The sequence below is a fragment of the Exiguobacterium sp. SH0S2 genome, assembly GCF_004337185.1.
GTDB lineage: Bacteria > Bacillota > Bacilli > Exiguobacteriales > Exiguobacteriaceae > Exiguobacterium > Exiguobacterium aurantiacum_A.
Genome location: NZ_SJVB01000004.1, coordinates 142,608 through 159,718 on the forward strand (window position 1 = coordinate 142,608; position 17,111 = coordinate 159,718).

Sequence of the window (17,111 nt, forward strand, 5' to 3'; positions counted from 1 at the left end):
ATTGGAGTGGCGACGATGATTCTGTATGAACAAATCCGCAAGAATAAGATTAAAACCGTGTTCATCGTGGCTGGATTCGTCCTCCTCGTCTTAGCCGTCGGGGTCGTCATCTCGTATTTGAACTATGGCGATCCACTCCCGGGGCTCATCTTCACTCCTGTGTTCTCGTTGTTTTACATCGGGATCGTCATCATGTCGAGCACGAATATCGTCATGAAGATGAATCACGCCCAAGAGATCACATCGGTCGAACAACATCGTTTCTTATGGCACACGGTCGAGAACATGGCGATGGTCGCCCGTGTCCCGATGCCACGGATTTTCATCATCAATGACCCGTCACCGAACGCGTTCGCGACCGGGCTCAAACCCGAGAAGGCGGCGGTCGCCGTGACGACTGGTTTAATGGATCAGTTGACCCGCGAAGAACTCGAAGGTGTCATCGCCCACGAGGTCGCGCATATTAAAAACTATGACGTCCGCCTGGCGACGGTGACGCTCGCCCTCGTCTCCGTCATCGCCATCATGAGTGACATCGGCTCGCGGATGCTGTTTTTCCGAAGTATCGGTGGACGGCGGGACAACAACCAAAATCCGATCTTTATGATCGTCGGGCTCGTCCTGTTGATTTTAGCCCCGATCATCGCAACGCTCGTCAACCTGGCTATCTCGCGAAATCGTGAGTTTTTGGCTGATGCGAGCGGAGCCGAGCTGACGCGGAACCCGGACGCACTCGCTTCGGCGCTCGAGAAGATCGCTAACGTCAAAACGCCAGTGAAAGAGGCGTCACGGGCGTCGGCATCACTTTATTTTTCGGATCCTATGAAGAAAAAGCTGAGCGGGCTGTTCTCGACACACCCGAATCCGGAAGAACGCATCAAACGACTACGAGGCATGTAAAAAAAGCCACCTCCATAGCGAGGTGGCTTTCGTTCGTCATCCGGCGCGGTTGCTCCGGAGTTTTTCAATCTCTTCGAGGACGAATTGAACGTTCGTCCCGACGATGACTTGAATATGGTTCGGGCTGACGACTTTAATTCCTGGGATGCCCGCTTTCTTAATTTGCGTTTGATCGACCGTGTCCATGTCTTTGACGTCGACACGGAGACGTGTGACACACGATTCGATACCGGTGACGTTTTGGTCACCACCGAGACCGTCATAAATCATGGCTGCCATCGCAGAGTACTGACCACCTGCTGCAACTGGTGCCGTTTTCGTTTCACCTTCAGGCGCTGTTTCTGCCGCGACTGCATCAACCTCTTCGTCCGACTCGCGACCTGGCGTTGCCAAGTTGAGTTTGACAATCATGAAGCGGAAGATCGTGTAGTAGATGGCACCGAAGACGAGGCCTTGGACGAGCAACATATACGGCTGGTTCGCAAGCGGTAGCCGTGAGCTGAGGACGAAGTCGACGAGACCGGCACTGAAGCCGAACCCGGCCGTCCATTGGAATGTGGCAGCGATAAAGAGTGACACGCCTGTCAACACAGCATGGACAAGGTAAAGAACTGGTGCGAGGAACATGAACGAGAACTCGAGCGGTTCCGTGACACCTGTGAAGAATGAAGCGAACGCTGCGGCGAGAAGGAGCGAGGCCGCTTGTTTTTTACGTTTCGTTTTCGCAGTGTGATACATCGCTAGGGCTGCTGCCGGGAGACCGAACATCATGATCGGGAAGAATCCAGCTTGATAGCGTCCAGTGATCCCTTTCTCACCTTCACCGGACCAGAAGTTACCGATATCGTTGATGCCGGCAACGTCAAACCAAAATACCGAGTTGAGGGCGTGGTGAAGACCTGTCGGGATCAATAGACGGTTGAAGAATCCATAAAGTCCAGCACCGATTGCTCCCATTTTAGAGATTGTTTCACCGAATCCGACGAGTCCTGTGTAGACGACCGGCCAGACGAAGTAAAGTGCGACCGAGACGAGAATCATCGAGAACGCCGTCATGATTGGGACGAGACGCTTGCCGCTAAAGAAGGCGAGGGCGTCAGGTAACTGAACGTGACTAAAGCGGTTATACATGGACGCGGCGACGAGACCTGACAAGATCCCAACGAACGCGTTAGCGATTTTGCCGAACGCCGGGTTGACGGCTTCGACGTCTACACCTTGGAATAATGCGACTGTTGCTGCTGATAAAAGTGTCGTGACCGTGAGGAAAGCGACGAGACCACTGAGAGCGGCTGAGCCGTCACGGTTTTTCGCCATACCCAGGGCGACCCCGACAGCGAAGAGAATTGGAATGTTATCGATGATGGCTGCACCGGCTTTGATGAGGAAGGCGGCGGCGATGTTTTCAGAACCCCAGCCTACCGGGTCGATCCAGTAACCGATGCCCATGAGGATGGCCGCTGCAGGAAGTACCGCAACCGGCAACATGAGCGAACGTCCGAGACGTTGTAAAAAGTTCATCATTGTAAATGTCCTCCTTTTTGATGGTGTTGATCTTGCAGGCGTTGAATGTGGAGCGTGATGTAACCAAGCTCTGACTCGGGCAAGACGATGCCGTATAAGTTTTCCATTTCAGTTGCGACGTCAGACGCACACGCGTAAGCGGACGAGAATTTTGTTTGAATCATCTGAAGCATGTCCTCGTCGATCGTGTGATGATCGTAATGGTTGACCCGATCCATGACAAATCGTAAATGGGTTAATAAGCGTTGATAGGATAAGTCATCTTCTTCGATAGATAGGTCGAGTCGTCGTGAAATCGATTGAATCATGTCTCTTACGATCGTCGTCTGTTTGACCGTCTTGCGCAAATCACCTCCTTTCACTTTGAGTGTATGGATATGGAGCGCGATGAAGGCCGCTTCGTCTTTCGGCATCTTCAACCCGATTTTGTCCTCGATCAGTTGCAGCGCCCAGAGCCCGATCTCATATTCGTTGCGATACAAGATTTTGATCTCGTTCAACAGCTTGTTCCGAAGCGAGATCCCTTCTTCTTCACGCTCGATGGCAAACGAGATATGATCGGTCAGGACGACGTGGATGTGCTCATTGAACGTCGTCTCGAGCCGCTTCTCCGCATGCGTGATAATTTCTTCGGAAATGGTGAAGTGGTCGACCGGGATGCGGCTTAAGAGCTGTTGAAACTTATCGTTTTCCGACATGACGAATAGTTTTTCGATTTTATGCGGATTGACGATGTCGTTGCGCCCTTTTTTAAAGGCGACGCCTGGTCCGATGGCAATCTTTTCTTCACCTTCGTCTGAGACGATGACCGCGTTGTTGTTTAAGATTTTTTTGATTTTTAACATGTGTCCTCCTATCGAGGAGTCATTGTTCCGCTTGAGCGACGACAGTCTTTCCGGAAAGCGAGGGCCCGCCCGCGTGGAACGAGTAGGGGTGAGGTAAGTCGCTTCCGTTCGTGACGATCATCGGAGTGACCGTGTCCTTCCCGGCTTGATGAATCCGCTTCAAGTCCGCTGTCAACAAAGGATGTCCGACGTCAACATGGTCACCGACAGTGACGTGGACTGTGAACGGGTCTCCTGAAAGTTCGACCGTGTCGAGTCCGACGTGAATCAAAATCTCAGCTCCGTCTTCCGTCCGGATGCCGATGGCGTGCTTCGTCGGTGCGACTTGGACGATCGTTCCATTAGCCGGTGCGACGACTGTTCCGTTTGTCGGCTTAATGGCGATTCCGTCGCCCATCATCTTCTCGCTGAAGACGGGGTCGGCCACTTGCTCAAGTGGAATGATGTCTCCTTCCATGGGTGCATAAAGTGTCAGTGTATGTCTCTTCATCCACTTATTCAATAACATGTTCACTTCATCCTTTCCTTGCGAAAATGATTGTGAAAAAACAAAACAGGCATGGAGTATAGACGGGTGGCGTGAGCCTTTCGTCTTACCCCATGCCTGATCGAATCAGTCACATGTGATCAATATTTGTTTCTTCTGTCTCAACATAGCACGCTATCTAAAAGAAGACAAGACCTAATTTGTAAGCGCTGTCTAAAAAATGTACTTATTCTGAAATTTGTTGTATAGTGAAGACGAATCTTAAGTGAAAGGTGTTGCATGTTGATGAGTGAGGTCGTATCTGCCTAACGAACTGAAAAACGTAGGATGACGCGTGTTTTTGTCATGCCTTCATGTTCTGTTACGGATACCGCCCATCATAAACTGCCAGACACCGGTCTGTCTTTTTGCGTTGGTCGTCATCGACCGACGCTTTTTGTTTGCGCGGTATCTCCACCCTATTTTAAGGAGAGATCACCATGAACGAACAAACGTTAGAAAAACTACAATATACTGAACTCATCCAACGAGTCGAACGCTACTGCATCAGCGGGTTCGGTCGCAAGTTGCTCAGAAATCAACAACCGACGAGCCATCTACAGACGGTGAAGAAACGACTGCAAGAGACGTCGGAGGCACGAGCGATCCTAGACGCCTCGTCGCACGTCCCGTTCATCGGGGTGTCCGACATGGAACCGCTCATCGGGAAAATCAGTCGTGGCATCCAACTCGAAGCGGGTGAACTTGAAGCCGTCGCTGAATTTTTCCGCGGAGCCCGCAAACTGAAACGATTCATGGCCGAGCAGACGTTCTTTGCACCGTTGTTATCTCTGTACGCGGACGAGATGAGTGAAAGGCGCTCGATCGAAGAAGAAATCGTTCGGTCGATCCGGGCCGGACGCGTCGTCGATGAGGCGTCAAAAGAACTGAAACGGACTCGGAAGCAAATCGATATTCTCGAAGGACGGATCGAGGAGCGGTTGACTAAATTTTTGAAGAGCGCGGCCAACCGTGAAGCGATTCAAGACGCGTTTGTGACGAAGAAGCAGGACCGATTCACGATCCCAATTAAGGCGTCGTACAAACATAAAGTCGCCGGGACGATCATCGATACGTCGAACCGGGGGACGACCGTGTTCATCGAGCCGGAAGCGATCAGCAAGCTGAACGCGGAACTCGCCGTCAAACGGACCGAGGAAGCGGTTGAAATCTATCAAGTGCTCGCGACGCTGACCGGTATGGTAGCCGAAGCGTTACCGGCGATTGAGACGACGCTCGACGTCATCGCCCAGTACGACATGGTATTCGCCAAAGGGAAGTATAGCCAGACGATCGAAGGAATTTCGCCACGCGTGAACGGGACCGGGAAAATTCGTTTGCGACAAGTCCGGCACCCGTTGCTTGATGGGGCGGTCCCGCTCGACTTCTCGCTCGGCGAGACGTACCGCGGACTCATCATCACCGGACCGAACGCCGGCGGGAAAACGGTCGTCTTGAAGACGATCGGCTTGCTTACTTTAATGACCATGAGCGGTCTGCACATCCCGGCTCATCCCGATACGGACATCTCGACGTTTGACGACGTGTTCGTCGATATCGGTGACAATCAAGACATGGGTTCTGCCCTCAGCACGTTCTCGGCCCACATGAACAACGTGGCGACGATCATGCAGCGGGCCGGCAAGCGATCGCTGCTCTTATTTGACGAAATTGGGAGTGGGACCGAACCGAACGAAGGCGCGGCGCTCGCCATCGCGATTTTAGAAGAGGCGTACAAGCGCGGCTGTCTCGTCGTCGCCTCGACCCATTACGGGGAAATCAAAGCGTATTCCGAGGCGCATCCGGACTTCATGAACGCGGCGATGCAGTTCGACCCGGACACGCTCGAGCCGAAGTATCGGTTGTTGATCGGTCAGTCCGGTGACAGCAACGCGCTGTTCATTGCCCGGAAAATGAAGCTACCCGAAGCGATTTTGAAACAGGCGTCACGTTATATGAAAGAAAAAGTATATGACCAGACACTCGTCGACACTTCGAAGCTGACACAAGAAGTGGTGAACGCGAAACCGGACCTGATTCAGCAATTTGAAAAAGGAGATCGCGTTCGGTTACTCGAGACGAATCAAGTCGGGCTCGTCTATGCGACGGACGATTCTGGGCGACAGGTCACGGTTTATGCAGAAGGGACGTTCAGCGACCATCCGTTGCGACGCGTCCGGTTTGAAGCGCAGGCGGTTGATCTCTATCCGGCGGGTTATGACATGGAAACGTTGTTCGTGGATTATCGAGAGCGCAAAGAGGCGCATGATTTTGAGCGTGGCTCGAAGAAAGCGTTGCGTCGTGTTGAAAAAGAGATTCGGGCACGGCAACGCGCCGAACGTGGAGACTAAAAAGTGTATGACCGCCAGCGCTCGGGTAAGGACCAAGGACCGAGAGTCATGACGAAACGTCCGGCTGTCGGGTAATGTGTCGGAGGTGGACTAGATGTTTTGGTTAAGCTTGTTGTTTGCCATCGGATTTGCCTTGATTCACTACTTTTCAGGTCAACTGATTCACGTGCGTGAGAAGCCACGGAGCCGCTTCTTGTCGCTCGCCGGTGGCGTCGCTGTCGCTTACGTGTTCTTGCATCTCTTGCCTGAACTGAATGAATACCAACGCGAGCTCGAAGGACATCTCGGGAGCGGCCTGTTCGCCTCGATCGAGAACCATATCCTCATCGTTAGTATGTTCGGTTTGGCCGTTTTTTACGGATTAGAGCGATTGGCGTCCCAAATGAAAAAACGAGATGAAGGAAGCGTGTTTTGGATTCATATGGCGCTGTTCATCTTTTACAACTTTAGCATCGGGTATGTGCTCGCAGAGAGTGAGTTCGACACGATATGGGCGATGACGCTCTACTTTCTCGCGTTAGGGATTCATTTCATCACGGTCGATCAAGGGTTGAGACACCACCATCAACAGTTATATGACGAGCGGGGACGGTTGTTGCTTTCACTCGCGGTGCTCGTCGGCTGGAGTGTCGGGGCGTTTTCAGCGCTCCATGAAGTCACGCTGTCGATGATTGTCGCCTTTTTAGCCGGTGGCATCATCTTGAACGTCATGAAAGAAGAGTTGCCCGAAGAGCGTGACAGCAGTTTTCGTGCCTTTGCCGTCGGGCTCATCGGATACGCGCTACTTTTATTGGCCATATGAAAAGGCAACCAAATCTCGGTTGCCTTTTTGCTTACAGTGAATTTGTACTCTGATTTTCTACATTGTCATCTGTTGAAGGTGTATTGTCGTCTTGGTTTGGACCACCGAATTGGCCACCGTGATGCGATCCGTGACCGTGTCGACCTCTGCCTCCCGGTCCTTGCATGTCTAGATCGTCATAGCTTGTCACGTCGGCGAATCGCTCCTCATGTTCAGCTAAAATCGCGTCGGCTTCCGCTTGCGTCAAATTACCGTTCTCGACCGCTGCATCAAGTTTCACTTCGTGTGAGGCGATGATCGCGTCAATGAATGCGTCGACCGTGATGCCTTTCTCTTCCGCGAGCTCAGGAAGCGACTGTCCTTCTTCACGTGCCGCTTCGACCTCGGCTTCGCTCAAACCGAGCGCCTCAAGCAACGCCGCTTGTCCGGCTGCCCGGTCTCCGAACATGCCGTGTTCACCGCGTTCGCATTGCGTCGAAGCTTCCGTCGATTCTGTCGTTTCAGTTGTCGTCGTCTCGTTCGTGGCTGCATAGACGCCTGTGCCCGAGACGGCAAGCAGACCGGCCAAAGCGAGTGCTAATTTTGATGATTTCATGTGTATCTCCTCCTTTTACTACCTCAAGTGTAGATCTTGCCCGCCGGCAAGTTGTGAGGGAGTTGCAAGGTTTTTGCAAATTGTATTTGGGAAACGATGGGATGCTTTCTTGATGCGATATAATGTGAGTGGAGGCGATACAGATGAACGTGCTCGTAGTGGAAGATGAACAGAAGCTAGCGGACGGGATGGCCCGTTTTTTGACGTACGCGGGCTTTACTGTCAGCGTGGCGAGGACACTCGCCGAGGCGAAACGACTGCTTGATCAGCCGTTCGATGCGGTCCTGCTCGACGTTCGCCTGCCGGACGGGGAAGGATGGACGCTCATTCCGAGATTACAGACACTTCAGCCGCGGCCGGCCATCGTGGTGACGACGGCACGCGGGGAAGCCGATGACCGGGTGTTCGGTCTTGAGCTCGGTGCTGACGACTATTTGGTCAAACCGATTGTCTTGAAGGAGCTCGAGATTCGATTGAAGCGTCTCGTCAAGCAGACGGATGGCATCGTGTTCGGTGATCTGAAAGTGGATGAAAAATCACGGACGGTGACGGAAGACGGGAAACCGATTCGATTGGCCAATAAGGAGTACGAACTGCTGCTCTATTTCATGAAGCATATCGGGGAAGCGCTTGACCGGAACCGATTGCTCGACGACGTGTGGGACTATACGTTCGTCGGTGACACGAGGACGGTCGACACGCACGTTAAACAGCTCCGCGACAAGTCCAAGACGATCAAACGGCAGTTGAAGACGGTGCATCGGGTCGGTTATCGATTGGAGGACGTGTGATGAACCGGTTGATGAAAAAGTTGTTGTGGACCGCCATTCTCCCGCTCGTGGTCATGGCCGTGCTCACGTTCGGGCTCACGTCGCTCTTGATCGGCCGCTTTGCCGAGACGGAAAGCTACGCCCAGCTCGAGCGTGAAGCGGACATCGTCTATGACGCATTAGCTGAAGGGCGAGGCATACCGGGACAGCTCAACGTCCTCGTGTTTCAAGACGGCGAACCGATCGATCTTGACCGAGGCGGACGGATGCGGCGACAGATGACACCGACGCTGAACCCGGACGCATTAGCGGCACGCGATCAAGTCAGCGTAAACGGGACGCGTCTCTTGACGTTTTTACGAGAAGAAGGAGACATTCAAATCGTGACGTATACGAATGCGCCGCTAGCGAATCCCCAGTTCCGTCAAATCTATATGATTCTCGGGAGTGGCTTCCTGCTCGCCCTCGTCGCGGCGATAGGCGTGACGTATTGGATGGGGCGGCGCTTGACGTCACCGCTCGTCCAATTGAAACAAGCGGCAACGGCGATCATGGCAGGAACACACACAATCAACTTGCCGCCGGTCACAGACGATGAAATCGGTGATTTGACGGAAGCGGTCGATCAGATGAATCGTGCGCTTCAAGAAAAAGAGACGCTGCAAAAGACGTTCATCTCTGGGGTCACACACGATGTTCGGACACCGCTCGCCATCGTTCGCAACGAGGCAGAGATGCTCGAGCTCGGCGTCGTCAAGCCAGAAGACGTCTCATCGACAGGACGGAGCATGACCGAAGAAGTTGACCGGATCGATCGTCTCGTCACGCAGATGCTCGAGTACTCGAAGTTATCGTCACGAAGTCTGCCGCTCCAAATCGAGCCGATCCGATTGGACGGACTCGTTCGTGAGACGGTGGCACGAATGGAAGACTGGTTCCGGCATAAACAAGTCACCGTCCAACTCGAACTCGAAGCAGTCACGCTACAAGCCGACCAAACGGCGATGGAACGGGTGTTGTCCAACTTTCTTCATAACGCCTACCAGGTGAGTCCCGACGGTGGCGTCATCACAATCAGAATTGTCGGAAACCGACTCGAGATCGAGGATCAAGGTCCGGGGCTCGATGATAGGATGCGTGCGAGCGTATGGGATATGTACGTCAAAGGTGACCGGTCGAACGGACACGGTCTTGGACTCGCCATCAACAAGTTGTTGCTTGAAGCGCAGCAACTCAATTACGGGGTCGAATCAAACGAGGGGGCGATTTTTTGGATCGAATGGGATTGAACTTATTTTTACGAGGTGTCCGCTTAGAACGAGATCGGATCGAAACGCCAGGGTATCCGTTTTCGCTCCCGATTTTTGAAGCGTTTGACGAATTGACGTTGACGAAGCCGGTCACGTTTTTAGTCGGGGAAAACGGCAGCGGCAAGTCGACGTTGATCGAAGGGATGGCGATTGCCGCCGGATTCAATCCGGAAGGCGGGGCGACGACGTTCCGCTTTGAGACCGAGTCGACGCATAGCCCGCTGTTCGAGGCGTTGCGCCCAATTCGTAGTGCGTATCGCCCGAAGGACGGTTTTTTCCTCCGGGCCGAGACGGCGTATCAGCTATCAAGTTACGTGGACGAAATAGCGCGATCGAGTCCAGACCCTGAACGATTTTACGAATCGTATGGCGGTCGCTCACTCCATGAGCAGTCGCACGGGGAAGCGTTCTTGTCGCTCATGCTCCACCGTTTCCGGGGCGCGGGCCTCTATATTTTAGACGAGCCGGAGGCCGCGTTGTCGCCGATGCGTCAATTGACGATGCTCGCCCGGATGCATGAGCTCGTGCAGGCCGGGAGCCAATTCATCATCGCGAGCCATTCACCGATTCTCATGTCGTATCCGGACGCGGCGATTTTGGAAGTCGAGGCGGGGCTCGCGCCGACGACGTTCGATGAACTCGAACACGTCCGGGTCATGCGCGACTTTTTAGCGGCACCGGAGCGGATGCAACGGATTTTATTTGAATAACAAAAGGCGGCCCCGGCCGCCTTTTGTTATGACTTCGTGATTTTCCGCAACAAAATGATCGCGACGCTGACACCGGCAGCGATCAGCATGTACGTCCCGATCGATGAGAGCGTGTCTATCCAAAAATCCATTAGGTTTCCACCTCACTTGATTCGGTTAATTGCTTCCATCATTTCACGTTACTGTGCTAAAGTACACGAAATAATGATGTAAAACAAACGTTGAAGTCTATTGGAAAATCTTTCAATAAACTTAAAAGTTTGGTCAGTAATTGGGCGAAAACTGTCCCACGTTTGAATAATCGCTCTATAATAGACGTGTAGAGATGATTATTGACGAAATGAGGGGTAGCGATGGTATACGGTTTATTGATTGTTGGCATCGTCCTGATCACACTCGTCATCAACGTACTGCGCTTGATGACGACCCCATCTTTGAACCGTTGGCTACTCGTTGGGGCGAGTAGCCTTGTCGTGATTTGGCATGGGATTCTGTTCGACTTTTATGATTTACATTGGTCGGTGCTGCTACTCATCGCGACCGGCCTCATCTGTTTTCAATGGACGGGCATGGTGACCGCCATTCTTGTCGGTTGGTTGCTCGTCTATAGCCAATCAGGAGATTTATCGTTTCCGTTGTTGCTCAGTTATATCTTTTTCGGACTCGGTGCCGCGCTTTTGTTCGGTTATATTAAACAATTGAAACGGGAACGATCGGATCGGTTACGGATGTTGACGACAAGCTCTCGTCAATTGAACGTGTTTCGTGAAGTCAGCTTCACGATGCAAGATACGCTCGACCCGGACCGTCTCCTCCAGACGATTTTGACGTCGGTGACGGCAGGTCATGGGCTCGGCTTCAACCGCTCGATCATCTTTTTTGCCGACCCGGAAAAAGACAGCATTTACGGTGTCATGGGGACGGGACCGATGAATCCCGAAGAAGGGTATCAAATTTGGGAAGAAATCACACGGCAACATTATGACCTTCAACGATTGATTGACGAGAAAGAGACGGACTCGACGCAAGACGAGCAATTGAACGAGCGAATTCGCAAAATGACGTTCCCATTTAATTCCAATCATGTGTTTAAACAGACGCTCGACTCGGGCCGACCGCAACACGTCTATGCGAGCATCACCGATGATGCGGTCCTACGACTATTACATACAGAGTTACAGATGGATGAGTGCACGATCTTCCCGTTACATCATCAAGGTATCCCGTACGGATTGCTCGTCATCGATAACGTCGTCAACAAGAAGCCGATCACCCCTCAAAAAATCGATGGGGTTCGGCCCATCGCGGAACAGGCATCGCTTGCGTTGCATCAGACGACGCTTTATCAACGGATTGAGACGCTCGCGCTCCGTGACGGACTGACTCGTTTGAAGAACCATCGCTCGTTCGAGCAAGATTTGGATGTATTGTTCCGCGAATGTGATGAAGACGAACTGTCGCTCATCGTCATGGACATCGACCACTTCAAACATTATAACGATACGAACGGTCATTTGGCGGGGAACGAACTGTTGACGCGACTCGCGAGCGTCATTCGCCGAAGTGTACCCGACGAACAGATGGCGTATCGGTTCGGCGGCGAAGAGTTTGTCGTCTTGCTCCCGCGATTCGATGAGATCGGAGCGACGTACGTGGCCGAAACGATTCGTTCAGCCGTGCTCGGTACAACATTCATGCATGGGAATCAACAACCGGGTGGGCAGTTGACGCTCAGTTTTGGCGTCGCCTCGAAGCATACGCTTCGTGATCAGACGGTCGAACAGTTGATTGAATGTGCGGACCAGGCGCTTTATGCGGCCAAGTCACGCGGGAAAAATCAAGTCTGTCGCTGGGAAGGGGTGACGCTATGAGTGAGTTTAGCGTCATGATGATGGCGGTCGCCTTTATCGGGACCATCTTGCTGTCGAGCCGGTACTGCTATCTATTCATCTTACGTCACATCGCCAAGCGTGAGGCGGCGGCATTGCACGTTTCGTTACAAGACGTCTCGTTCTCGTTTGATCAGATGGTGTACTTTATTGCCTTGCCGACGACAATTCCCGAAGTAAGGGACGCGATGAAAGACGAGCTCATCATCGAGCCGTATTACGAGTCGCACTTCTTTCCTGACGTGAACGGGATACAAGTCTCCGTTAAATCGGGACAGGAAGTGATCCCGATTACGTATTTGCCAATCGATGACTTCAGTTTACCGATCTTAGATCGCTATCTAGAGACGCGGAAAATCGATGAGCGGACGAACCGCATCATTCGCGCCCACGTGATTGTTCATGATCGGACGCTCCAAGCGATCCGGGACGAGGTGTATCACCACTTGCATGAGGACCGCATCAGACAATAGAAAACAGGGTTCCTTCACCAAGCGGTGATGGAAACCCTGTTTTTAGTTCGTTAAAAGGTGGAACCGGACAGCACCAATCAAGTTGGCCTCATTGAAGTGGGCGCACGTCTCGACGTCGATCCGGAACGTACCGAACGAATCCGTGAGCGCATCGAGGTGACGCTTGATGCCGTCACGGACTTCAGGCCGCCGGCTGATGCCGCCACCGATCAAAATCCGTTCCGGGTCGAGCCCGAACTGGAGATTGTAGAGTCCGATTGCATTCCAACGATAGAAGTTTTCGAGTTCCTCATGGATACGTGAGTCCGATTGAAGGTCGAACACGTCTTTGCCGGTGAGGGGCAGTCCGAGGCGATCACTGCACCGCTTCACGAGAACGGCCGTCGCACCGACTTTACTCCACGTGCCGTCCGGGTGGGGGGCATTCGGGTCAAGAATCCAATAGCCGTACTCGCCGCCATGGAAGTGTGAACCGACCATGACTTCGTTCGAGTCGATAAAAGCACCACCGACACCTGTGCCGATGACGACTGTCGCATAACGTTTCAAAGAAGCGGCGGCCCCGGTCCATCCTTCGGCGAGCGCTGCCGCGTTCGCGTCGTTTAGGACGGTGACGGGTAAGTCGTACTGGTCTTGAAACGGCTCGAGGAAAGGCTGTTCGTGAATGTAGGGGAGGGCGGTAACGCCGTGAATCACCCCGGTCGACGAATCGACGGCGCCTGGAGCGCTAAAGGCGATTCCTTGGATTGGTCCCGCGGCTTGCGTGTTGTTCACGATTGCATCGATCTGTTCGAGAAATGCTTTCCACGTCTTAGGGGTCGGGACGTGGTCGTTCGACAGAAGTGTCCCATCAGTTTGGACGACTCCGTATTTGATACTCGTACCACCGATATCGATGGCTAGATAATGTTGCATAGTACTTACTCCTTTACGGGGGATTTTGTTGTCAAGGCTATGTTTGGGGCATGGTATGATAGATAGACAAGAACACATGCTTATCCACATTAGCGCACCATGCCAAATGATGCAAATCGGTCGCGAGGAGGTTCACATGGATGTTCATATCGGGAACGCCGGTTTTGAGACGGAAGCGGCGAAACGACAGCTGCGCGACTCGATTCAATCGGTAAGCAGGACGTTGTTTGAAATGGTTGAACATGTGGCCGTGCGATGACAGCTCGGTATTTATTGAAGCGACGCGTGATGGACCATGCGGCCAAGCGTTGGAACACGTGGCGGCTCAGATTGTACGTCGTGTTTCCGCTCTTTTTCTTTCTCGGTTATCAGTATATCTTGTTCTGGCAAGGTGGTCTTGATTGGGTCGGCGACGTTTCGGCGTTCGTTTGGGCGGTGCTCTTCCTGCTCCTTGTCGTCAGCGATACGTTTTTCATTTGGGTCGAACGAGCAGATGTCACGCGAAGCACCGGCGATGCGCTCATCAAGGTGTTGAAGCGCTATTCGCTGTCCTATCATATCGTTAAGCTGATCATTAAATATGGTGTGGTCGTTTCGTTGTTTAGGCCGGTGCTCGTCGATTGGGGATGGACACATGCTTCAATTTTGTCATTCTTCTTGTCGGTTCTCCTAATCGCTTGGCTCCATATGTGGACTCAGTATCAGTTACAGATTAGGAGAAGCCATTGGATGTTGCGGGTTAGCGTCACGATCATCGCCATGATTTGCCTATATGCGTTCCTTGACGGCCGTCCGCTCGCGGCAGTCGTCTTCGGCAGTGGTTTCGTCGCACTGGCACTTTATGCCGGGGAAGGTTGGATGTCGCGTCAGCCGTACCTTGATCGCGAAATCGACTTGGCCGAGGCGTTGCATGATTCATTCTTCCAAAAAATCAAGAAGGGACACTTTCATGACTGAACAACAATATGAACGACTGCTACAAATCGAGACGGTGAAGCCTCAGCAAGGCTTCCCGACCTCGGTCGAATACCATCGCTATGAGCCGACCCCATATGCTGCGCTCGACTTGTTACGCGACGCCTATCCGCTCGAGCCGACGGACACGGTCGTCGACTTTGGATCCGGGAAAGGGAGGTTGCCGTTTTATCTCGCCTACACGTTCCGTGTCCGCGCCATCGGGGTCGAGATGGATGGGGGCTATCACGAGGAGGCGCTTCAAAACTGGGTCAACTATACGAAGAAGCATCGGTCGCGTGGGAGCGTCCAGTTCGAGTGCGCGTATGCCGAACGGTTTATGATCCCACCTGAGGCGAACCGATTTTATTTCTTCAACCCGTTCTCGGTTCAAGTGTTCCGCCAAGTCGTTGCCAACATCCTCGACTCGGTCGAGCTCTCGCCGCGTCCGGTCGATATCATCCTCTACTATCCGTCCGACGATTATTTACACTTTTTGAATGATGAGACACCGTTCCGTTACGTCCAAGACGTCCGATTGCCGCTGAAGAATCTTCATGAACGGTTTCTCATTTATCGATTTGATATGATGGAGTCATCTTGGTAATGGGGAGTGGATTTGAGTGAAGAAAAAAGATATTTTAGAAGCGTACCGTTGGCGTCAAGCGACGAAAGAGTTCGACGCGGACCGCAAGATTGATGAAAGCGACTTTGAATTTATCCTGGAGACGGGACGGTTGTCACCGAGCTCATTCGGCTTCGAGCCGTGGCAGTTCGTCGTCGTCCGCCGCGAAGATTTACTTCAAAAAATCAAAGACAACACGTGGGGCGCTCAAGGACAAGCGTTGACGGCGAGCCATTTCGTCTTGATCTTGGCCCGGACTCCGCAGGAAATGCGCTATGATTCGGACTATCTGCGCCATATCATCACGGGCGTCCAAGGACGGACCGAGGATGAATATGCGCTCCGAATCAAACGAGTGCAGGAGTTCCAAGAACAAGATTATCGTCTGTTAGACGACGAGCGAGTGTTCCAAGAGTGGATCAAGCGCCAGACGTACATCCCGCTCGGCAACATGATGACGGCAGCAGCCCAAATCGGGATCGACTCATGTCCGATCGAAGGGTTCAACCAACAACAGATTGATGAACTGTTGATTTCAGAAGGTGTCATGGAACGCGGGGCCTGGTCGCTCTCGGCCATGGTCGCGTTCGGTTACCGGGCTCGCGATTTCGCGCCGAAGACGCGTCGCGACTTCAACGAGGTCGTCAAATACATCGGATGAAAAAAAGCTCAATCGCCTCGACGCGATTGAGCTTTTGCTTATTTCCAGTCTGTGATGCGGTCGATTGGGAAACGGACCGACGGGTAACCTTCTTCCGCGGCTTTGCCGATCGAGAGGAGCATGACCGGGAGGTAGCGTTCTTTCTCGAGACCGAACGCTTCGGCGATATTCTTCTTATCGTAGCCGCCGATCGGGTTCGTGTCGTAGCCGTGGGCACGGGCGACGAGCATGAGCTGCATCGCGACGAGGCCTGAGTCGAGCAAGATGCTGTCTTTGATCATTTCGTTCGGTGCGTCTTTGAAGATGCCTTTGATCATGTCGACTTGGCGGTCGCGGACTTCAGGAGGCATCAGGCCGCGCTCGACAGCCGAATTGAAGATCTCTTCCGTGTAGTCGGCCATTTGGTAGTCGGCGAAGATGGCGATGACAGCCGATGACGTCTCGACTTGACGCTTATTGAAGCTCGCGAGCGGGAGGAGTGTCTCTTTTCCGGCGGCGCTGTCGATGACGACGAAGCGCCATGGCTGAAGGTTGAGCGAAGACGGTGCTGTCGTCGCTTCCTCGAGGATTTGTGTCATTTCGTCTTTCGAGATTTTGACGCTCTCGTCATAGACGCGAATCGAACGGCGTCCTTTTACAATCTCCATAAAGTCTTTCTGTGTTGTCGTGTTCATATTAGGGTCTTCCTTTCGTGTTGAATGTTGTGTTGTAACGTATTTAACAGGTCGAGCAAATGTTGTTGCTCCTCTACCTTCATGTTTACAAAAAGTCGGTCCGATAAGCACTTCTTTTGCTCGGTCCAATGTGCAATTTTGTCGCGACCGAGCTCGGTCAAGTCGACGTAGATGACGCGATTGTCTTGAAGACATCGTTCACGGGCGATCAGCCCTTGCGTCTCGAGTTGTTTCAAGTGACGGGTGATGGCCGCGTGATCGACATCGACGCGCTGTTGCAGCTCGCGTTGGCGAAGTGGACCGACGTGATTCAAGTTGCTCAAAATATCGTATCGGGTCAGGCTCAGGCCACCCATTTCGGTATCGAACAGCTGGCTGAGTTCTTTTTGTACAGTGATGACGTTGTAGAGAATTTGGTCGCTAGGCGAACAAGATTCGCGCATCCATAACCCTCCTTAACTAATTGATGACTCAATCATTGATGGGTCATGTAATTCATCCTAACGTGTTTTTCGATTGCCGGCAAATAAAAAGTTTAAAAAAACCTGTTGCCAAACTGTTATATAATAGTCTATATTAAAGTCAAC

At 52.6% G+C, this 17,111-nt stretch carries 19 protein-coding genes; 12 read left to right on the forward strand and 7 right to left on the reverse strand.

The genetic code is table 11. The features are described 5' to 3' along the window. The first annotated feature begins 18 nt into the window (after positions 1–18). On the forward strand, positions 19–900 hold the full coding sequence (gene htpX, locus EVJ21_RS11210) for a zinc metalloprotease HtpX (RefSeq protein ID WP_070328297.1): 882 nt from the start codon (positions 19–21) through the stop codon (positions 898–900). Between the two features lie 36 nt (positions 901–936). Here the strand turns inward: htpX and nagE are convergent, their stop codons facing one another. Genes nagE through EVJ21_RS11225 form a run of 3 tightly spaced genes read right to left on the reverse strand, consistent with a single transcriptional unit; the run spans position 937 to position 3,777 of the window. Beyond that, positions 937–2,424 carry an N-acetylglucosamine-specific PTS transporter subunit IIBC gene (gene nagE, locus EVJ21_RS11215; RefSeq protein ID WP_131490552.1) on the reverse strand — a complete coding sequence of 496 codons (1,488 nt, stop codon included), beginning with the start codon at positions 2,422–2,424 and terminating at the stop codon, positions 937–939. Beyond that, positions 2,421–3,269, reverse strand: coding sequence for a PRD domain-containing protein (locus EVJ21_RS11220; RefSeq protein ID WP_131441252.1), 849 nt, complete (start codon positions 3,267–3,269; stop codon positions 2,421–2,423). Before EVJ21_RS11220 ends, nagE begins: the two co-directional genes overlap by 4 nt. 19 nt (positions 3,270–3,288) lie before the next feature. Next, a complete protein-coding gene (locus tag EVJ21_RS11225) occupies positions 3,289–3,777 on the reverse strand; it encodes a PTS sugar transporter subunit IIA (protein ID WP_236636585.1) in 489 nt (162 codons plus the stop codon). 458 nt (positions 3,778–4,235) lie between these two features. Between EVJ21_RS11225 and EVJ21_RS11230 the strand changes: the two genes are divergently transcribed. Together EVJ21_RS11230 and EVJ21_RS11235 are read left to right on the forward strand one after the other, a co-directional pair. Continuing rightward, positions 4,236–6,146: an endonuclease MutS2 gene (locus tag EVJ21_RS11230; RefSeq protein WP_131490553.1), complete on the forward strand. Its 1,911-nt coding sequence runs from the start codon at positions 4,236–4,238 to the stop codon at positions 6,144–6,146. A gap of 94 nt (positions 6,147–6,240) precedes the next feature. After that, on the forward strand, positions 6,241–6,948 hold the full coding sequence (locus EVJ21_RS11235; protein ID WP_131490554.1) for a hypothetical protein: 708 nt from the start codon (positions 6,241–6,243) through the stop codon (positions 6,946–6,948). A gap of 31 nt (positions 6,949–6,979) precedes the next feature. Here the strand turns inward: EVJ21_RS11235 and EVJ21_RS11240 are convergent, their stop codons facing one another. Further along, positions 6,980–7,543, reverse strand: coding sequence for a hypothetical protein (locus tag EVJ21_RS11240; RefSeq protein ID WP_131490555.1), 564 nt, complete (start codon positions 7,541–7,543; stop codon positions 6,980–6,982). A gap of 143 nt (positions 7,544–7,686) precedes the next feature. Between EVJ21_RS11240 and EVJ21_RS11245 the strand changes: the two genes are divergently transcribed. From EVJ21_RS11245 to EVJ21_RS11265, 5 genes are all read left to right on the forward strand, one after another. Then, the gene (locus tag EVJ21_RS11245) at positions 7,687–8,334 is read left to right on the forward strand and encodes a response regulator transcription factor (RefSeq protein ID WP_131490556.1); all 648 of its coding nucleotides are present in this window, start codon (positions 7,687–7,689) and stop codon (positions 8,332–8,334) included. Next, the gene (locus tag EVJ21_RS11250) at positions 8,334–9,602 is read left to right on the forward strand and encodes a HAMP domain-containing sensor histidine kinase (protein ID WP_131465846.1); all 1,269 of its coding nucleotides are present in this window, start codon (positions 8,334–8,336) and stop codon (positions 9,600–9,602) included. The genes EVJ21_RS11245 and EVJ21_RS11250 overlap by 1 nt, the downstream gene beginning before the upstream one ends. Then, complete coding sequence (locus EVJ21_RS11255; protein WP_131490630.1) at positions 9,593–10,333, forward strand: AAA family ATPase; 741 nt, start codon at positions 9,593–9,595, stop codon at positions 10,331–10,333. The genes EVJ21_RS11250 and EVJ21_RS11255 overlap by 10 nt, the downstream gene beginning before the upstream one ends. 353 nt (positions 10,334–10,686) lie before the next feature. Then, the gene (locus EVJ21_RS11260) at positions 10,687–12,204 is read left to right on the forward strand and encodes a diguanylate cyclase (RefSeq protein ID WP_131465848.1); all 1,518 of its coding nucleotides are present in this window, start codon (positions 10,687–10,689) and stop codon (positions 12,202–12,204) included. Beyond that, positions 12,201–12,695, forward strand: a complete 495-nt coding sequence (locus EVJ21_RS11265; protein ID WP_131490557.1) for a hypothetical protein — start codon at positions 12,201–12,203, stop codon at positions 12,693–12,695. The genes EVJ21_RS11260 and EVJ21_RS11265 overlap by 4 nt, the downstream gene beginning before the upstream one ends. A gap of 42 nt (positions 12,696–12,737) precedes the next feature. Here EVJ21_RS11265 and EVJ21_RS11270 read toward each other — a convergent pair whose 3' ends face one another. Further along, a complete protein-coding gene (locus tag EVJ21_RS11270) occupies positions 12,738–13,610 on the reverse strand; it encodes an ROK family protein (RefSeq protein WP_131443988.1) in 873 nt (290 codons plus the stop codon). 136 nt (positions 13,611–13,746) lie between these two features. On the opposite strand from EVJ21_RS11270, the gene EVJ21_RS15560 reads away from it, so the two are divergent. The 4 genes from EVJ21_RS15560 to EVJ21_RS11285 are packed head-to-tail and all read left to right on the forward strand — an operon-like array spanning position 13,747 to position 15,850. Beyond that, positions 13,747–13,869 carry a hypothetical protein gene (locus tag EVJ21_RS15560; RefSeq protein WP_255417728.1) on the forward strand — a complete coding sequence of 41 codons (123 nt, stop codon included), beginning with the start codon at positions 13,747–13,749 and terminating at the stop codon, positions 13,867–13,869. Further along, positions 13,866–14,567 carry an ABC transporter permease gene (locus EVJ21_RS11275; protein WP_131465854.1) on the forward strand — a complete coding sequence of 234 codons (702 nt, stop codon included), beginning with the start codon at positions 13,866–13,868 and terminating at the stop codon, positions 14,565–14,567. The genes EVJ21_RS15560 and EVJ21_RS11275 overlap by 4 nt, the downstream gene beginning before the upstream one ends. Next, positions 14,560–15,171, forward strand: a complete 612-nt coding sequence (locus tag EVJ21_RS11280) for a class I SAM-dependent methyltransferase (protein WP_070328084.1) — start codon at positions 14,560–14,562, stop codon at positions 15,169–15,171. Before EVJ21_RS11275 ends, EVJ21_RS11280 begins: the two co-directional genes overlap by 8 nt. 16 nt (positions 15,172–15,187) lie before the next feature. Further along, entirely contained in the window at positions 15,188–15,850 is a 663-nt protein-coding gene (locus tag EVJ21_RS11285) for an NAD(P)H-dependent oxidoreductase (RefSeq protein ID WP_070328085.1), read from the forward strand. A 38-nt stretch (positions 15,851–15,888) separates the two neighbouring features. Here EVJ21_RS11285 and EVJ21_RS11290 read toward each other — a convergent pair whose 3' ends face one another. Together EVJ21_RS11290 and EVJ21_RS11295 are read right to left on the reverse strand one after the other, a co-directional pair. Further along, the gene (locus EVJ21_RS11290; RefSeq protein WP_131441238.1) at positions 15,889–16,524 is read right to left on the reverse strand and encodes a nitroreductase family protein; all 636 of its coding nucleotides are present in this window, start codon (positions 16,522–16,524) and stop codon (positions 15,889–15,891) included. Next, a complete protein-coding gene (locus tag EVJ21_RS11295) occupies positions 16,521–16,967 on the reverse strand; it encodes a MarR family winged helix-turn-helix transcriptional regulator (protein ID WP_131490558.1) in 447 nt (148 codons plus the stop codon). The genes EVJ21_RS11290 and EVJ21_RS11295 overlap by 4 nt, the downstream gene beginning before the upstream one ends. Positions 16,968–17,111 lie beyond the last annotated feature (144 nt).

Excerpts from the sequence above, each read along its gene's own strand:
- EVJ21_RS11225 (WP_236636585.1), bottom strand. The coding sequence starts at position 3,777 with ATGTTATTGAATAAGTGGATGAAGAGACATACACTGACACTTTATGCA.
- EVJ21_RS11220 (WP_131441252.1), bottom strand. The coding sequence starts at position 3,269 with ATGTTAAAAATCAAAAAAATCTTAAACAACAACGCGGTCATCGTCTCA.
- nagE (WP_131490552.1), bottom strand. The coding sequence starts at position 2,424 with ATGATGAACTTTTTACAACGTCTCGGACGTTCGCTCATGTTGCCGGTT.
- EVJ21_RS11275 (WP_131465854.1), top strand. The coding sequence starts at position 13,866 with ATGACAGCTCGGTATTTATTGAAGCGACGCGTGATGGACCATGCGGCC.
- EVJ21_RS11245 (WP_131490556.1), top strand. The coding sequence starts at position 7,687 with ATGAACGTGCTCGTAGTGGAAGATGAACAGAAGCTAGCGGACGGGATG.
- EVJ21_RS11260 (WP_131465848.1), top strand. The coding sequence starts at position 10,687 with ATGGTATACGGTTTATTGATTGTTGGCATCGTCCTGATCACACTCGTC.
- EVJ21_RS11280 (WP_070328084.1), top strand. The coding sequence starts at position 14,560 with ATGACTGAACAACAATATGAACGACTGCTACAAATCGAGACGGTGAAG.
- EVJ21_RS11290 (WP_131441238.1), bottom strand. The coding sequence starts at position 16,524 with ATGAACACGACAACACAGAAAGACTTTATGGAGATTGTAAAAGGACGC.
- EVJ21_RS15560 (WP_255417728.1), top strand. The coding sequence starts at position 13,747 with ATGGATGTTCATATCGGGAACGCCGGTTTTGAGACGGAAGCGGCGAAA.
- EVJ21_RS11235 (WP_131490554.1), top strand. The coding sequence starts at position 6,241 with ATGTTTTGGTTAAGCTTGTTGTTTGCCATCGGATTTGCCTTGATTCAC.
- EVJ21_RS11295 (WP_131490558.1), bottom strand. The coding sequence starts at position 16,967 with ATGCGCGAATCTTGTTCGCCTAGCGACCAAATTCTCTACAACGTCATC.
- EVJ21_RS11265 (WP_131490557.1), top strand. The coding sequence starts at position 12,201 with ATGAGTGAGTTTAGCGTCATGATGATGGCGGTCGCCTTTATCGGGACC.
- EVJ21_RS11240 (WP_131490555.1), bottom strand. The coding sequence starts at position 7,543 with ATGAAATCATCAAAATTAGCACTCGCTTTGGCCGGTCTGCTTGCCGTC.
- EVJ21_RS11255 (WP_131490630.1), top strand. The coding sequence starts at position 9,593 with ATGGGATTGAACTTATTTTTACGAGGTGTCCGCTTAGAACGAGATCGG.
- EVJ21_RS11230 (WP_131490553.1), top strand. The coding sequence starts at position 4,236 with ATGAACGAACAAACGTTAGAAAAACTACAATATACTGAACTCATCCAA.
- EVJ21_RS11250 (WP_131465846.1), top strand. The coding sequence starts at position 8,334 with ATGAACCGGTTGATGAAAAAGTTGTTGTGGACCGCCATTCTCCCGCTC.
- EVJ21_RS11270 (WP_131443988.1), bottom strand. The coding sequence starts at position 13,610 with ATGCAACATTATCTAGCCATCGATATCGGTGGTACGAGTATCAAATAC.